The following is a 17,323-nucleotide window of genomic DNA, read 5'->3' as shown; positions in this document are numbered from 1 at the left end:
GGAGCTACGCACCAAATCCTTGAAGATATCGGTTTGATGAAAATGTTACCGGGAATGACGGTTATCAATACTTGTGATCACAACCAGACAAAAGCAGCTACAATTGCTTTAGCAGATCACCACGGTCCAGCTTACTTGCGTTTTGGACGTCCGGTAGTGCCTAACTTTACTCCTGCTGATGAGCCATTCATCATTGGAAAAGCAATTATGTTAAACGAAGGGACTGATGTAACAATTGTTGCTACAGGACACCTAGTTTGGGAAGCGTTAATTGCTGCTGAAAAATTAGAAGAAAAAGGAATTTCTGCTGAAGTAATCAACATTCACACGATTAAACCATTAGACGCTGAAGCTATTTTGAAATCAGTAGCTAAAACAAAATGTATTGTAACTGCTGAAGAGCACAACTACCTTGGTGGTCTTGGAGAAAGCATTGCTGGTGTATTAGCTTTAAACAATCCTACTCCACAGGAATTTGTAGCTGTTAAAGATAGTTTTGGTGAGTCTGGAACTCCGGAACAATTAATGGAAAAATACAAATTAAACAATCAGGCGATTGTTGAAGCGGTAGAAAGAGTTATTGCTAGAAAATAATTCGCCCGGAGCCGATAGCTATAGGGACTTTAGGGAAATAAAAAAACCGTCAAAAATAAAATTTTTGACGGTTTTTTTTACGCTTTTTAGGAATTTATTTTTTTGTTTTTAAAATTCTAACATAATATATTTTACCTGCTGTATTTCCGGGTAAAGCTTTAAATTTCACGCGAACAAATTCTTTTCCTTTTAGCATTGTATCAGGAATAACATATTCAACATTTTGAAATTTATTTTGTTTCCATTTGTTCGAAATGTTTTCCGTTATTAGTTTTTGATCATCAATGAAAATATCAAAAGATCTATTTCCGTTCTCAGCTCCCCAATATCGAACTAACAAACTTAATTCTGTTTCTTTAGTAGTGGCAAGTTTATAACTAAAGTAACCTTCATCTTTGGCTTCACGCCAAAACTCATTCCTATAGTTCCCTGTTGTAGCATTTTGCCTTTCCATAGCATGATCAACCTCTGGCTGTTGCTCGCCAGGAGCAACAAAATCTAAAGTGCGTTTTTGAAGTTCCATTTTCTCCTTTTCAATATTCGAAATAGAATCGGTATACGAACTATAACCAGAATTAGTAAGAGCCATCCAGTACATCATATACCTTGAGTCGTGGATTTTATAAAATGGTTCTAACTTTATCTGATTGATTGGATTAACCATTTTGACATTCAGTGTAAAATGAAGTGGCTTATCTTTTATTGGAACTAACTTATCTGCAATATTTTTAATATTCTCTTCCACTAAAATCGGAGCTTTATCAATTGGAAGCTTTTGCCCGCCAGGATATTGTCCAAAACGACTGTCATTAGCAATAAGACCTCTCAAATCTTCTGTTCCGGTTTTGGCGCCCAGTAAAATTGGCCCATGCATAAAAGCAATATATTGAGAAACATTAGGTAAATATTCGATAGTGCTGTGCATTGGAAGTTTAATTTCTACAACATCATCTTTTTTCCATGCTCTCTCAATAGCTACAAAAGAAGAGGGATGATTAGAGTAACTCACGTTTTTACCATTTACAGTAATCTTTAAAGCACCTTCACTTACCCACGAAGGGTAACGAACCATTAATTTAAATTTAGCATTCCCTTCGGTTACAGTAAGTTTAGTTTGCTCTTCATAAGGAAATTGAGTTTCCTGCCTGAATTTAACCTTCTTATCTTTCCAGTTAAGTTCCGAAGCAACAAATAAATTTAGATACAATGCATCATCTGAATGTGTGTAGATAAATTGATTGTACTTAGCGTGATTTTCCATACCCGTTCCTACACAACACCACATGGCTTCGTTAGGAGCAGAATAGATTCGGTAATGACGCGGACGAGCCGAAGTAAAATATACATATCCTCCGTGCTCAGGATGCTGACTTGATAGAATATGATTGTACATTGTTTTTTCATAGTAATCCACATATTTTGCTTCTGGACGTACTCTGAACAAATTCTCCGTTAATTTCAACATATTGTTCGAATTACATGTTTCAGGTCCATCTACATCATTGACATAATCCGTGCAAGATTCAGCATTAGGAAAATGCTCTCTTCTACTATTTCCTCCTAAAGCTAAAGAGCGGTTTGTAGTAACTGTTTCCCAAAAAAAACTGGCTGCTTTATCATATTTCTCATCATGACCAAGTTCTGCAATTCTTTGAAAACCTACCACTTTTGGGATTTGAGTATTGGCATGTTTATTATCCATATTATCTACACTTTGTGACATTGGATCAAGAATTATTTTATGAGAATAGCGCTTTGCAGCCATCAGGTATTTTTTATCGCCTGTCATCTGATAAGCATCTGCAAACATTTCATCCATACCTCCGTGTTCCATGTTTAACATGGATTGCATTTGTTCTTCATTAAGAGCTGATGTAATTGAAATTCCCCAATCACAAAACTTTAAGAATATTACTTTTGCATCTTCATAACCACAATAAACCCAGGCATCTCTAAGACCTGCATACATTTTATGCAAATTATAAAAAGGAGCCCAAGCAGCATTATAGATACTTAAATCCCCTTTTTTAAACGCGGACCATAATTTACTACTATTTGGAAATCCTCCTACATAATCGACGCCCCATTCCGGATTATTTTTAGCATTTGCTTCCTGGCAGATTTTAATTTCGGAAAGCATATATTCCATACGTTTTTTGCATTCTAAATCACCCGTCGAAGCATAATTTTGAGCTAATGCAGTTAAATAATGTCCTGCTATATGCCCATCGAGACCATCCCAGTTGGGATAGGTTTTTGCTTTTACAGCTAATCCGGCTTCTTTTCTGTACGGTGCCATCATTCGATCAACATCATACTTTAGAATTACCTTAAGATTAAGATCCCGAGCCTGTTTAAAAGGTCCTTCCAATAATTTTACTTCGCCTAAAGCAAATTCATTTGGATAGAGTTTGTTTTGTGCATTAAGATTTAAGTTTCCTATAAAAATGCTATTTATTGTTAAAAAGCATAAAAGGTATTTCTTCATATATTATTTTTTATAATTATAATTCAAAAAAAATATTTATATCCGTAATTATTTGGTTGAACCATTCTTTAGAAAATATCTGGATGACAGAAAGTTAAATTGTTAAAACAATTACGCATAGAACGATAATATTAAAATTCATTAACACCAAAGGCATTTAAATCGCCATTGGTGTTGATATGATGGTTTATAATTTTTTATCTTCTGTTTACTAGTTTGTTGAACAGATTAGAAATGTAGAAAAAATCAATTTTATTTAGATTTACTTGCTTCAATAACAGCTTTAAAAGCTGGTTTTGGATTCAATTGTCCATCAAACAAAAGCGCATCTTGTCCACGTCTCCAAGAACGGGTATCGCTTAGTCCCCAAAAAGTTACACGTTCGACTACGTTGCTATGTCTCATGAAAATTTCGAAAAGTTTTTTATATACTTCAGCCTGCTTTTGATAGTTCTCAGCTGGAATTTTTCTGTCACCCTGATTCACGCCAAAAGCACCACTGTTATCACCAGTTGCAGTTACGTCTAGTTCTGTAATAGAAACCTTTAGTCCCAGCGAAGCATAGTTTTCAATGGCTTTTTCAACGTCAGCAAGATTAGTATCCAAGTGCCAGTGCCCCTGAATTCCAACACCAGTAATAGGTGCACCTTCTTTAATCAGACGCTTAAGTAACAACATAGAGCTAGCGTGTTTTCCTTTATTTTGAACCGCGCCCTGTTCAATATTGTAGTCATTGTAATATAGCTTAGCTTTAGGATCAGCTTGATGTGCCCATTTAAATGCTTTGGTTAATACTTCTGGTCCTGCAACCTTATACCAACTGAAATTTCGAAGTCCTTCTGTCAAACCGTCACCACCATCGATAATGGATTCATTGAAAACGTCCCAACCAATAATTCGTCCTTTGTATCGTCCCACCACGGTTTTGATATGTTTCTCCAAACGTTCAAGTGCTACTTTCTTGCTTGCCTGATCACCTTTTATACTGTTTTCCCACATCTTATCCATCGACAGACGTGGTGCATTTGGATCAAAACTGCCTCCTTGACGTCTTGCTGGTTGAGCTTCAACAGTCTTAGGATTTACTGCCTGAAAAAACCATGCTGGAGTTTGTGCATGCCAAGCTAAAGTATGTCCCCATACTTTTAACCCATTTTTCTCACACCAATCAACCATTGCATCGGTTGTTTTGAAATTATAAATATCTTCCGATGGGTGAATTGGCTGTGGTTTCATGCAATTTTCCGGAGTAACAATGTCGTATTGCGCTTTAATATTTGCCTGATAAGCATCATTATTCGATGTAAGATCATCAGCACAGCCAATAAGAAATTTTCCAGCAAATGCTTCTTTTAGTGACTTCTGCGACAACGTTTTGTCCTGGCTATATATAGAGACACCTAAAATCTCCATCAGGATAAAACCTGCGATAATAAATTTTTTCATCATAATATATTAATTTAGTTAATTCACATAATCATTAGACAATTGTATTTTTTCAATAGTCTTGTGTTTTTAATTCTAATTCTTCAGTTTTAAAACTGGCATCGCCATTCTTAATTTGTTGCTCGGTGCAAAAGAACAGAAACAGTAATCAAACAGCTCGCACTAAATAAAATAGTTGTTTTTTAATTTCATGTTTTTTTATTATTTAGTAGAAAATTTCCACCAATCAAAGTTGAATAATTCACGTCCTGCTGTAATATTTTGTCCATTAAAACAAAGGTAAACATCATGTTTTCCAGTTACTTCCTGATTAAGTTTTGAAGTAAATGTTTTAAAAACCTCCCATCCTCCTGTACGAGGAAGTTGAATAGAGGAAATAATTGGTCCAGTTACACTATCAAGTCTAACTTCTAAAATACCTCCATCAAGTCCTGCTGCCAAAGAAGCAGAGAATGATTTAGGTGAATGCGTTCCAAAATCGACCTCTCTAACTTTTGTATAACCTTTTAAACGGGTACCAGATACATAAACACCAATTTTTTTATTCTCAGATATTGAGCATTTTTGTGACCAAGCCATTGTCTCTGCTTCAACGCGTTCATAAGGGTTAATTTTCCCTATCGGTTTAACTCCTTGTTCAGAAATAGAAACTGAAGGAATTGTTCCGTCAGAATTATATATAAATTGTTCAACGCAGGAAGATCGTCCATAACTTCCTCCACCTGGTAATAATCCTGTATGATAAAAAAGATACGAGTTTCCTTTGTACTCAATAGCTCCACCATGATTAGTAAAACTATTTGTTTTCTGATTCTCCATTATTTTTCCTTGATATTTCCATGGTCCAATTGCAGAATTACTCGTAGAATAAGAAAGGCTCTCTCCTCCTTTACCCATTCCTGCATACATCATATAATAGATGTTGTTTCTTTTATAAAACCAAGGACCTTCTACAAAGGTATCTTTATTAGGATTTTCAATGCTTTTATTGCCTCTGAATCCCCCAAAAGTATCTACATTAAGTGGTAGGGTTACAATATCTCCAGAATAAGAAATCATATTTTTATTTAACTTTACATAAAATAAACTTCCATTGCCCCAATAAAGATATGCTTGACCATCATCATCTATCGATACAGTGGGATCAATATTAGACCAACTTCCAGTGGTAATTAATGGTTTACCAATCGCATCTTTGAAAGGCCCTGTTGGTGAATCTGATACAGCCACTCCTATCGCCATATCATTTTTTGTAGTTTGAGCGCAGATATACCAGTAAAATTTGCCATTACGTTCGATACATTGAGAAGCCCATGCTCGATCACGTGCCCACTTAAAAGATTCTAAGGAAATGGGACTTCCATAATCAGTCCAGTTTACCATATCAGTAGTAGATAATACACGCCACTTGGTCATGTAATAAAAATCAAAACCAGGAATATCATCCCCCACGTAAGCATAAAGGGTACCGTTATGAACCATTGGTGCCGGATCAGGACTAAAGTGTGTTTGAACAATCGGATTTTGTGCCTTACTCAAAAAGGGGAAAAGTAATACCAATATGGTAATGGCCGCTATTTTTTTTAACATTGCGTAATTCATATAAAGTTCTTTTATCTGTATTATTTAAGATTTTTAATTCTAAATAGGTAAAAATTTATAAAGTTCTACTCCATGTGCAGGTATTGCTACTTGGGATACCATCCCTGAGTGGCAGTACTCAAATCCAATTGATCAAGCCATAAAATTTGCCCATTTAGTGATAGCAGTCTAAAATTAAAATAAGTTAATCGTGTATGTAAAAGAAGTAGGCACAGCAAAAACCTGATATTCTTCAAGTGGTTTAGGTCCGCAACTAGCAGATCCTACACCTAATGTTTTAGTAGAAAGACAAAATACAGTTGAAGTACTTGCTGGTAAATCAATTTTATATTCTACCGGATGCATTTGCTCATCAGTATGAGGAAGCGCCGCCACCTGCATCAATTTCTCATCTGCTTTTACCATCAATGAAGGTATCTCTTTACCACTTAATTTTGCCCAACTAACCTCTTCATGATTCCCACGTTCCATTGGTTTTTCATATTCATATTGTTCATTTACACCTAATTCGTAAAGGCCTACTTCAGCAGAACTCTTGCGATCTGAATAATTTTCGAATGGTCCTCGACCCAAAAATGTCATCCGATCTAGTTTCTTGTCCAATAACATTCGCACCCCTATTCGAGCCAAATTAATGCGGAAACCTACAAATTGAACATCATTATCCACTTTTATAGAGCCATCTCCTTTAATTAAATAAGTCGCAGTATGATAAACTCCAAAACCTTCTTTACCATCTGCCTTTGTTGTAGCCGTTATTTTCACTGAAGCCTTGTCAATAACTTCTACTTTAAAATCCACCGGTTTATATTGAAGTGTAGTTACTCCATATTTTTCCCATTGTCTGTAAGCCCAGTCATCGTCATTACGGTGAGAAGCACGCCATAAATGCAATTTAGGAGCACCATCAACTGTTAAGAGATTAATGCCATCCTTAGTTAACTGACTCATGAAGCCGGTTTTCTTATCAAAACTCACAGAGAAATCTTTTCCTGAAACAATTGCCGATTGATTATTCTGCACCAATTTTACTGGTTGGGTTACTTTTGATTCTGCCACTGGAAGAGTATTTACGGGAAGTTTAAACTGTTCTGTGGCTACTTCAAAACCTTTATCAGCCCAAAGTGTTTTTTCCTTTTGCTTATATGAAATACGTAAATAATATACTGATCCGGCTTTAGGATGCTCTATTTTATAAGGAATAGTTGCCGTAAAAATTCCTTTTGTCCAAGTGGGACGCATTCTGCTAATTTTTCCATTATCAATTTCTTTTCCATCTTCGGATAAACTCCAAGTGGCATCAAAACCTTCCAAGGAGATAAACTGGTATTTATTCTTAATTTGAATTCCTCCACTAACTGGATCGGTGAGTTTTGTATCAATCCACTGGAATGCTTTTTTCATTTCAGGATAATGTGGTTTTACATTTTTCCCTTCGGTAGCACGATCATAAGAAATCACTCCTTTATGAATAAAATAATGGTCATTTGGATTTTCGCCAAAACCACCTCCATAAGCCAATATTGGATGATTGGGGTCACGCTTATTCCATAATGCCTGGTCTTGAAATTCCCAAATAGCACCACCTAAAATTTCAGGATTTTCATCAAAAACTCGAGAGTATTCATCAAGAGAACCCATGGAATTAAACATGGCGTGTACAAACTCACAGATATAAAAAGGTTTAGTCATTCCCCAGTTTTTTACCATATCCACATAATCAGCAGCACTGCCATACATGCGTCCTTCAAAATCTGAAGGATTATTTTTGCCAATACCAAAACGTTCGTAGTGTACAAATCGGGTATCATCAATTTTTTTCACTTCAGCCATAGCTGCTTTTAAATTCGTACTCACTCCCCCTCCTTCATTTCCTAATGACCAGATAATTACTGATGGATGATTTTTAAAATTTTCAACATTAGCCACATTACGATCAATTATAGCTGCTTTTATTGTCGGTTCTTCATCAAATCTTGTATCATAACCATGGTATTCCATATTAGCTTCTGCAACTAACCAGATTCCCCATTCGTCACACAATTCATACCAGCGTGGGTCATTGGAATAATGACTCGTACGGATATGATTGCAATTTCCTTGCTTAATAACTTCCAAATCACGTATCATTTGCTCTTCGGTAACTGCATGACCTACATCTGACCAATGCTCGTGACGATTTACACCTTTCAATTTAATTGGTACACCATTAGCCATAAAAACCCTTCCTTTGATTTCTACCTTGCGGAAACCTATTTTTGATGAAAGTATTTCTCCTTCAGAACTTGTTAATACAACTGTATATAAATTAGGCGTTTCAGCAGTCCATTTTAAGGGATTAGCTACTTTAATTTTCACATTTAAAGATTGTTCAGTATTGGATTTTAGTGCAGTACCACTTGCACTTGCTTTGGCTATTTCTTTACCCTCTTTGTCGTAAAGTGTAGCCGTGAAGGTTTGCGCTTTTCCAGTTTTATCACTGTAATTTTTAATTTTGGCAGCTACGTCTAATGTTGCATCTTTATAATCTTTATCCAAATCTGTTTTTACAAAAAAGTCACGAATATGTACCTGAGGAGCGCTCCAAAGGGTCACATTACGAAAAATTCCGTGCAAACGCCACATATCCTGATCTTCTAACCAGGTGCCTGAACTGTATTGATATACTTCAACAGCAATTATATTTTTACCCGGTTTTAGATATTTGGTAAGGTCAAATTCGGCTGCATTACGACTATTGACACTAAAGCCTACTTTTTCACCATTTATCCACAAAAAGAAGGCACTATCAACACCATCAAAAGTGATGAAATTACGACGTCCTTCCCATTCAGCAGGAACCGTAAATTCTCTGCGGTAACTTCCCACAGGATTTCGTTCCTTATAGGATGTATACCATTTCTCGGGTTCACTCATTACATGTGGAAAATCTTTTTTGATTGTATAACCTAAATTTCTGTAAAAAGGTGTTCCATAACCTTTTACTTCCCAGTTAGAAGGCACAGCAATTTCTTTCCAACCAGATACATCATAATCAGACTTATAGAAATCGACAGGACGTTTTTCAGGCGTTGGAACCCAATTAAATTTCCAATCCCCATTAAGACTTTGAGAAAATGATGAAGCATGCCGTTTGGTTACCAACGCTTCTTTCAAATTGGCATAAGGCATTAATGTAGCGTGATAAGGCTCTTTGTTTATTCCGAGTAATTCGGGATTTTCTATTTCAGGTGGAATTGAGGCTCCTGCTACAGTAGTCTGAGCCTCAATCTTATTTATAAAAAATATTGAGACTAACATCAATAGTAAAAAAGCATTTTTTTTCATTGGTATATAATTTTATCTATTTTACTTAATATTTATATTTATAACTTTCAATTTTTATCATCAGATTTGAAATCTACAAGCCATACACCCTTTTTAATTTAGAATGTCTTTGATCTTATAGGTAAATATAGTTACTGCAAATAATAGGCTTCAGCAAAAGCCTTTATGCAAAAAACCATCTATTGTTTTGTAAAATCCCAAACTTGACCTATTGTAGTTCCTCCTTTGCCATCTTTAACAACAACATACCAATAATACTTTGTTCCAGCTGATAAAGAAGATACTTCATAAGTAGCAGTAGATAAGTCTGAAGCTACTTTTTGAGTAGGTGGATTTGAAGTTCCTAAATACACATCATATAACAAATTATCATTATCTGCATCTACTGCTGTCCAACTTAAAGTTGTTGAACTTCCGGAAATACTCGAATGCAAAACCGGCGTCTTTATTTCTGGAATAAACGGTAAATGGTTAACTATTCCCTGATTTTCGGTAAAAAAAGTATATGCCGAAGTATATTCACCTGTTTTATTTTTAGAATCAATTGCTTTTACCCGCCAATAATAAAACTTTCCCTTCTCTAAAGACAATGACTTACTCAACATAGTAGTCGTTGAAGTAACTACATTTTTAGTGAAAGCATTATCTGTAGCAACATCTAGTTGATAAGTAATCGCATCATTTTGAGCATCAGAGGAAGCATTCCACTTAAATTCAACTACATTATCTATACAAACCAAATTATTTGTTGGATAAACTAAACCTGGAATAGTTGGTGGAGTTTGGGTATCCTCCTCATCTCCACCACTACTACATGAAACCAATAGGATCAAACTCAAGATAAATAAACTTATTTTTTTCATATCGCAACTACTTTTTAATAATTTTAATTGTTTCTATAGGATTCGATTGAATTTTAACAAAATAAACACCTGTTGGTTCTTTTCCTAAATCTAAATGCACTTTGCCATTTTCAATAGTGTAAACCGATTTAGAAATTAAAATTCCATTTACAGTATAAATTCCTATTTCTACTGAGTTGTCATTCGTAGGTAAATAAATATCAAATGGACCAGGTGTAGGATTTGGAACTGCTCTCACTAAATCAAAAAGTGTAATGGTTTTAGCTAATATTCCTTCACATAATTTTGAAGTTGAAACCTCTAGCACATCTCCAGAATTTACCGCTACATCAAAACTCGTATTATTAGTTTCAAACTGAGTTACACCATTAATTGTTACCTGATATGGAGCGGTTCCCGATTCAATTTCAACGTGTAATTTATCCGATGAAGAACTTGTTTTTCCGGTTATAGCTGCACTTGCAGGAATTACAATAGAATAGTATTGTTTAGAGCCTGTCCCTGAAGCCTCAATACATACATCATAAGTACCAGGATTTAAATTATTTAAAGCTAAAATTTTATTTGTAAAAGCTTTAGGGGTTCCGTTAACAGTTGCTGAATAAGTCAAATTCTGACTGGCAGTGATTGTTATTTGACCATTATTTTTATTTGGACAACTTTCGCCAACAACTTCAATAGAATAATTTGTTGATCCTAAAGCTAAGCATCCATTAGTATCAACTGCCTGACCGCTAGGTGTATTTGGACAAATATCCACACTATTTTTAACACCATCGCTATCATCATCCAATTGACTCTGAGCACATCCACCAGCATTTACAGTTTGACCTAATGGAGTATTAGGACAAACATCTGAATTATTTGGAACTTCATCTCCATCACTATCTAACTGATTATCTGAACAACCCGTAGCATTTACAATTTGACCTGATGGAGAGTTAGGACATGTATCTATATTATTTGGAACCCCATCTGCATCACTATCATCTGAAATATCAAATTTGAGAGGAAGAACTTCTGCCGTATATAAATTTTCGGAAGTAATATATGCTGTAAATGGATTCATATCTGAAAGAGAAAAAGTTGTTACAGTATAAAATCCCGAAACACCATTAACTGTTTTAAAAACATAACTTTTCACAGGAGATTTGTGGCTGATATACACAGGCACAAAATTATTTACTATGAGATTTTTAGGAGTAGAAACAGCTCCACTTCCTGTAAAAGTAAACGTTCCGTTTCCACTAATTAAAACAGGCGTGTTAGCAGGAATAATTCCGTTTTTTATTGATGTACAAGAAACATCTGCAGATGATGAAACCATATTATAGGCAGTAACACCTGTGGGAATTGATGCTTCAAAAGGTAATGTCAAAGTTCTATACCCTGCAAAAACTCCAGTATAAGTAGCTGAAGTGGTATTAAAATTAAAAGGTACACTAAAATCACCACTCTGATCAGTAAGAGAAAGTAAATTTGCATTGTTGTTTGCAATAACATTCGTTGTAAGACCTGTATAACCTTGAGGTACATAATAAATACTGTTCTTATTTGCTGCTGATTGATACAAATTTTTACTTTGGGGAATTGCTGTTACATTACGCAGATCGAGAGAAGTACTATAGCTACTGGTCAAAGCATCCAACAAGTTACTATCATCATCGGAATAAACTCCTGAGAATTTCGAAGTTTTTTCATTACCAATATTCAAATAGACATCTCCAAAATTCATGGTAAGTACCGAACTATAATTGGAATTTGTTAGGCTAATAATTCCTTTAATACCATCAGTTAATGTTGCTGTTGAAATATCTAAAACAATGTCAAAACTTCCAGCAGCTGGAAAAGTCACTCGTCCATAATTTTTACTCTTTACTGTTCCGGCTGCATTAACATATATAAGTGTCGTATTATCAGAATAGCGATTAGAGACAGATGTTGCACTATTGACATGCATTATTAATTTGTTATATCTATCATCCAAAGCAATATAACCATTTGTTGCGTTATTGTTAGAACTGAATAAAGGATTTGGATTCGACCAGGTTTTAGTTTGTCCACTGATTTTATAAGCAGTTCCAAATGTAGCATTAGAAGTTTGCTGAACATCAATTTTATTATAATGGATATCTTCCCCAATCATATCAGATTGTAATCTCTCGCTATTTTTATTAAAAATAAAAGTCATAACACTAGAAGCATCTACAGTTACTACAGGACGAAAAATTTGTTCATTATAAGCAAGATTAGAAATGGTATAGTTACTTGTAGCATTTGTAACTATTTTTGTTCCTGAAACGGTATAAAATGGTAAATCTACTGTTAAAGTTGAAGGTGTAGATGCAGTATTATATACAAATAAAACAATTTTATTTCCATCTTCAGAAATATATGAAGATCCTTTTAAAAGACCTTCATCTGTCCATATAGCATTGATTCTGGTCTTTCCGGTAACATTTTTAGCTAATTGCTGAAGAACATATCCTCTTTTAGTAATTTCACCATCAACAGAACCATTAGTTCCATCCCCCATTAACCCATAAAAACGCTTTGTGGCATAATGAATCCAGGCATTAATATTACCCAATAATGCATCATTTACACTTTTAGCAAAAGAAAAACCATCTGTATTCCAATCAAAATCTCTTGGCGTAGTTCCACTAGAAGAATTCCAATTGATAAGATACTCTGTCTGCCAGATTTGTTTGTTATAATTTTGAAATTGCTTATAGACAGACTGCATTCCACCGTACTGATGTCCTCCATATACTTCAAAATTAGCCATTACTTCAGGCTTTAAAAAAGCATTTGCATAATTATCCGAAAAACCAACACTCTCAGGTGCGATTACTTTACAATTAATAAGATGTCCATAGTCTTTCACAAAAGTAGCAATCTGATCCGGAGTCCATATACATCCATGATATAATGCCTTCTCATCCGGTTCATTTTGTACAGAAATATAATCCAACTCTATACCGTTATTTTTAAGATAAGTCACAAAATCATCCAGATATAAAGCATAATCCATATAATGTTCAGGCTTTAAATATCCTATCTGTTGCACACCATCAGCATCTACGTACACTGCATTAATATGATTATTAGTTTTCCATTCTGCTGGCATTGTCCAAGGACTCGCGAAAATGGTAAGTCCCATAGATTTTGCAAGTTGTGCAGTAGCCAACACAGAACTCCAACCACTCTTATTTTCAGGAATATACAGTCGCATAATAGTATAACCTGCCCCACTATTTACTCCCCAAACTTTTTGAATTTCTGCTGTCGACATATGATTATAACCAAATTGTGGACTATTTACAAATCCACCAAATCCGGTAATTTTTTGATAAGCTGTATTCTTGTCAATTCTGACTTTTGGATTCTGTGCAAACCCCAGACCGCAAAAAATTATACCCACAATAATTGCAAGTTTTATTTTAATTGTTTTCATAACGGTAAAATTTATGATATATGTAAATGGGTAGTTAGTAGTTAGTTATTTTCTAATAAAAAAATACAATTGAAAAAACGGTGATTAGGATTAGTATTTCACAAAACAACTATAAAAAAAAAATATGTTTTAAGGAACAAAGGTTAGTAGTATTTTTTGATCAATAGAACAAGAATACTTTTTGCGTATCAATATTTCAAAACTTCTGAAAAAGCAATCATAAACCTTATTAAATCTCAAAATTTGAAATTATTTTTTTAGATCAAAATATTGAATATCCAACTATAACTGAAATTTTATTATAATCTGAAGAGTACATTTTATGTTTACTTAAAATATTGGAATTAGAATGATATCTCATTTCGACACTATATTTGTCTTTAAACTTATAACCTATTGCTAATCCAAAATTACTTGAACGACTAATTTCTAATGGAAAATAAGCTGTCTCTGCATTACTATTGTTGCCAATTCTTTTAGACTCAATACTTGAATCAAATATTATTTACACTTTAAAATAAAGAGGAGTAATTAAGCTATGTAAACAGACTTGACTGGCGCAAAGATGAAGAAATGAATATTAAACTAAACTCAAAAAAATATCGGCTAAGAAATTCTTAGCCGATATTAAAATTAAAATTTAAGATTACGGAGCTAATGTAGCTGAAAATTGCTCCATAACAACACCTCTGTTTCTCATTACTAAAGTATCCTTAGTTTGTGTTGTAATACCTTTGCCCGGATGAGTGATAGTGTAATCTAAGTAAAGAACATCTCTGTCAAGACCTCCAAAACTTTGTTTTTCACCTTTTTTAACAAACTTACCTGAACCAGTCGCCGTATAGGTCGAAGGATCAGAAGAAGTAACTGTACAATTGTTATCCTGATCAAAACTCAAATTTAAGACACAGTTGTAATTTTGTGCAGGATTTGCATTATCCTGTAGTACTATTGGGAATCTCAAAACATTTAAAGATTGAGTAGTCAATGGAAAAACCCATTTTTGAGAATCAGCAGCAGATGCATCATAAGTTACAACATCCACTGGACGTCTAACAACATTAGCTACTCTATTTCCAGAATAAACATCTCTACCTCTTCTAAGATATTGACCATGCCATGTATTAATGTATTTTACAGCATACAAAACATAATCTTTTGCACGAACATCCCAAAGTCCTCCATTAAGCCTTCTAGGTTTAGAACCAAGAAGAATTGGTTTCCCCTGTAAAATTGTATCAGCATTAGTTACTGTAGTCATCAATAAAGGAATCACATAATTATTAGCTGTTGCTAAAGGATCTGCAAAAAAAGCATCCGTTAACTGCACTTGTACTCCTCCAGAAATAGTACCTTTCTTAATAATTATTTGATCAGATGCTAAAGTGTAATAATTTCTTGGCATAGCACGTATGGCTCTGGTGGTTCCGGTGAAATTATAACCCACAGGAATAGTATCGGCTATTTCAATGTTAATTATTCGGTCTTGTTTGTTATCATAAACTCCACCTAACGCACACATAATTTCGCACTTACCCTGAAGATCTAAAGTATTATCAAAGATATCTTCTCCAAAAGTTATTGTTCGCACAGGGAACTGGTAAGGAAAATACACTGCTGAATAATCATAATCGGGAAATGATATTGAATCATTGGAACATCCTACAATGGATGTCAATATCAATAAAAATAAAATTAGTTTTTTCATAATTTTTGTTATTAAGTATATTTCTAATTATTCCAAAGGTCATTTTGAAGCAAATTAGTAAATTTTAAAGTTTCCAAATATGGAATTGGTCCATAATACATATGGTTTTGATAAGCTCTATTTTCAACAGTTGTTGGTGCGCTGTAAATAGGTGCCGCTAATGTACCTGAAATTGTAATACCTCTGGCTGGTTCAGTTAGTTTTGTAAATGGAACTTTCCAACGGCGTAAATCCCAAAAACGGAATCCTTCAAAAGATAATTCTAAACGACGCTCATTACGAATCAACTCACGCATAGCATCTTTATCATTTTTAATAGATTCTAAATACGGATCTGTATTTAAACCCATTGCTCTTTTACGAATAACCTTAATTATATCATAAGCAGTATAACCATAACCTTCTGGATCTGAAACTGATCCCCAGGCTTCGTTAGCTGCTTCAGCATAATTAAGATACATTTCTGTATAACGAATACGAGGTCTGTAATGAAGTTGAGTATTTCTTCCTTGTGGATTATAATTCACGTCTTGTCTTAACAATTTTCTCATATAATAACCTGTACGAGTAGAAGTTAAAATCTTGTTTACAGGGTCTTGAGTACCAGTTGCCATGTTAATTTGAGCATTAGTAACTCCCGCTGTTCTTCCGTGATAATTTACAAACTCAGCCAAACGAGGATCTCTGTTTGCATAAGGATTATTTGCATTATAATTAGCAGAAGGATGTGTTATTGGATAACCGTTACTTGCATAGAAAGCATCTACAAAATTTTGAGTTGGATTCACACGACCACTACCAAACAAAGAAGGAGGAAAATGATCACGCTCTAAATCATTATTATTTGAAGTTCCTGCTCTCCATAAAACCTCTGGAGGATTAGATCCCGCAGTCAATCCATTAATTTGTGATGTATTTCTGTACCATGCAATACCACTATTAAAATCAGTAGGCAATCCTGTTAAACCTCCTTTGAAGGCAATAACTTCAGCAGCATATTTAGCCGCATTTGCCCATGTCTCACTTGAACCATTGGCAGTACCATCAGCAAAAGCAGGACTAGCTGCCAATAAAGCAGTTTGCGAACGAATTGCTTTTACAATGATACCACTTACTAAACCTAAATATCTTAAGCCCATAGCTCTATTGTAAGATCCAACTGAGGGGTTAATCGAACTGTAAAAAGCCGGTATATCAGACACATTAGCAATATCTCTGTAGTTAAGAGGCAAACGAACTGCTGCACTATCTACATCTTTATAAATTTGTGTTACACAGGCATTAAAATCCTGACGTGGAACATTAAAATCAGAATCCTTATTCAGTACCTCTGAATAGATAGGAACTCCCATTAATTTTCCGTTTACCCAACCTGCATGTGACTGCAACAAATTAAACATAAAAAGAGCACGCAAGCCATAAGCCTCTCCTTTAATACGCTCTTTAAACAATTTATCAATAATTGGATCGTCGGCAAAAGTCATTTTGTCTGCTTCAGTCAAAACAATATTCATATATTGTATTCCTGAAAAACAAGATGACCAGCGATCAGCAGCATTACTTGATGCTGTCCATTGCCCTGTTGCTAACCTCAAAAAACCATTAGTCACATCATTACTTACTGCATCATCAGTAGCTACTTCACTAAAATTGTAGCCATTAGTAGGAATCCTGGTATAACCCTGGGTCAGTAAACCTAAACCAAAATTAGGCTCATTATAGGTCGAACTTTGGTCGCGAATATTCTCTTCCGCTGGATCTATAACATCTGTACAGCCAACAAATAAGATGGAGAGAATTAAAATTACAAATATGTTTTTATTCTTAATCATTATTTT

General features: G+C 34.6%; 9 protein-coding genes. 1 reads left to right on the top strand and 8 read right to left on the bottom strand.

Features of this window, described 5'->3' with window-relative positions:
* On the top strand, positions 1 to 594 hold a 594-nt coding region (locus BUB89_RS12015), incomplete at its 5' end, for a transketolase family protein (protein ID WP_317048475.1).
* A gap of 94 nt (positions 595 to 688) precedes the next feature.
* On the opposite strand, the gene BUB89_RS12010 is transcribed toward BUB89_RS12015, so the two are convergent.
* From BUB89_RS12010 to BUB89_RS11975, 8 genes are all read right to left on the bottom strand, one after another.
* Entirely contained in the window at positions 689 to 3,082 is a 2,394-nt protein-coding gene (locus BUB89_RS12010; protein ID WP_073245374.1) for a glycoside hydrolase family 127 protein, read from the bottom strand.
* Between the two features lie 252 nt (positions 3,083 to 3,334).
* Entirely contained in the window at positions 3,335 to 4,453 is a 1,119-nt protein-coding gene (locus BUB89_RS12005) for an endo-1,4-beta-xylanase (RefSeq protein ID WP_159434578.1), read from the bottom strand.
* Positions 4,454 to 4,729: 276 nt separating this feature from the next.
* Positions 4,730 to 6,130, bottom strand: a complete 1,401-nt coding sequence (locus BUB89_RS12000; protein ID WP_170215507.1) for a glycoside hydrolase family 43 protein — start codon at positions 6,128 to 6,130, stop codon at positions 4,730 to 4,732.
* 174 nt (positions 6,131 to 6,304) lie between these two features.
* The gene (locus BUB89_RS11995; protein ID WP_073245368.1) at positions 6,305 to 9,457 is read right to left on the bottom strand and encodes a glycoside hydrolase family 2 TIM barrel-domain containing protein; all 3,153 of its coding nucleotides are present in this window, start codon (positions 9,455 to 9,457) and stop codon (positions 6,305 to 6,307) included.
* Positions 9,458 to 9,636: 179 nt separating this feature from the next.
* Complete coding sequence (locus BUB89_RS11990; RefSeq protein WP_073245366.1) at positions 9,637 to 10,320, bottom strand: fibronectin type III domain-containing protein; 684 nt, start codon at positions 10,318 to 10,320, stop codon at positions 9,637 to 9,639.
* Between the two features lie 7 nt (positions 10,321 to 10,327).
* Entirely contained in the window at positions 10,328 to 13,777 is a 3,450-nt protein-coding gene (locus tag BUB89_RS11985; RefSeq protein WP_073245363.1) for a thrombospondin type 3 repeat-containing protein, read from the bottom strand.
* 646 nt (positions 13,778 to 14,423) lie between these two features.
* The gene (locus BUB89_RS11980) at positions 14,424 to 15,485 is read right to left on the bottom strand and encodes a DUF5627 domain-containing protein (RefSeq protein ID WP_073245362.1); all 1,062 of its coding nucleotides are present in this window, start codon (positions 15,483 to 15,485) and stop codon (positions 14,424 to 14,426) included.
* 23 nt (positions 15,486 to 15,508) lie between these two features.
* The gene (locus tag BUB89_RS11975) at positions 15,509 to 17,317 is read right to left on the bottom strand and encodes a RagB/SusD family nutrient uptake outer membrane protein (protein WP_073245360.1); all 1,809 of its coding nucleotides are present in this window, start codon (positions 17,315 to 17,317) and stop codon (positions 15,509 to 15,511) included.
* Between the last annotated feature and the right edge of the window lie 6 nt (positions 17,318 to 17,323).

Origin of the sequence: Flavobacterium flevense, assembly GCF_900142775.1 — a bacterium.
In the GTDB taxonomy this organism is placed as follows: domain Bacteria; phylum Bacteroidota; class Bacteroidia; order Flavobacteriales; family Flavobacteriaceae; genus Flavobacterium; species Flavobacterium flevense.
Note: the sequence above shows the minus strand (reverse complement) of the source record. Positions and strands in the feature narration are given on the sequence as shown.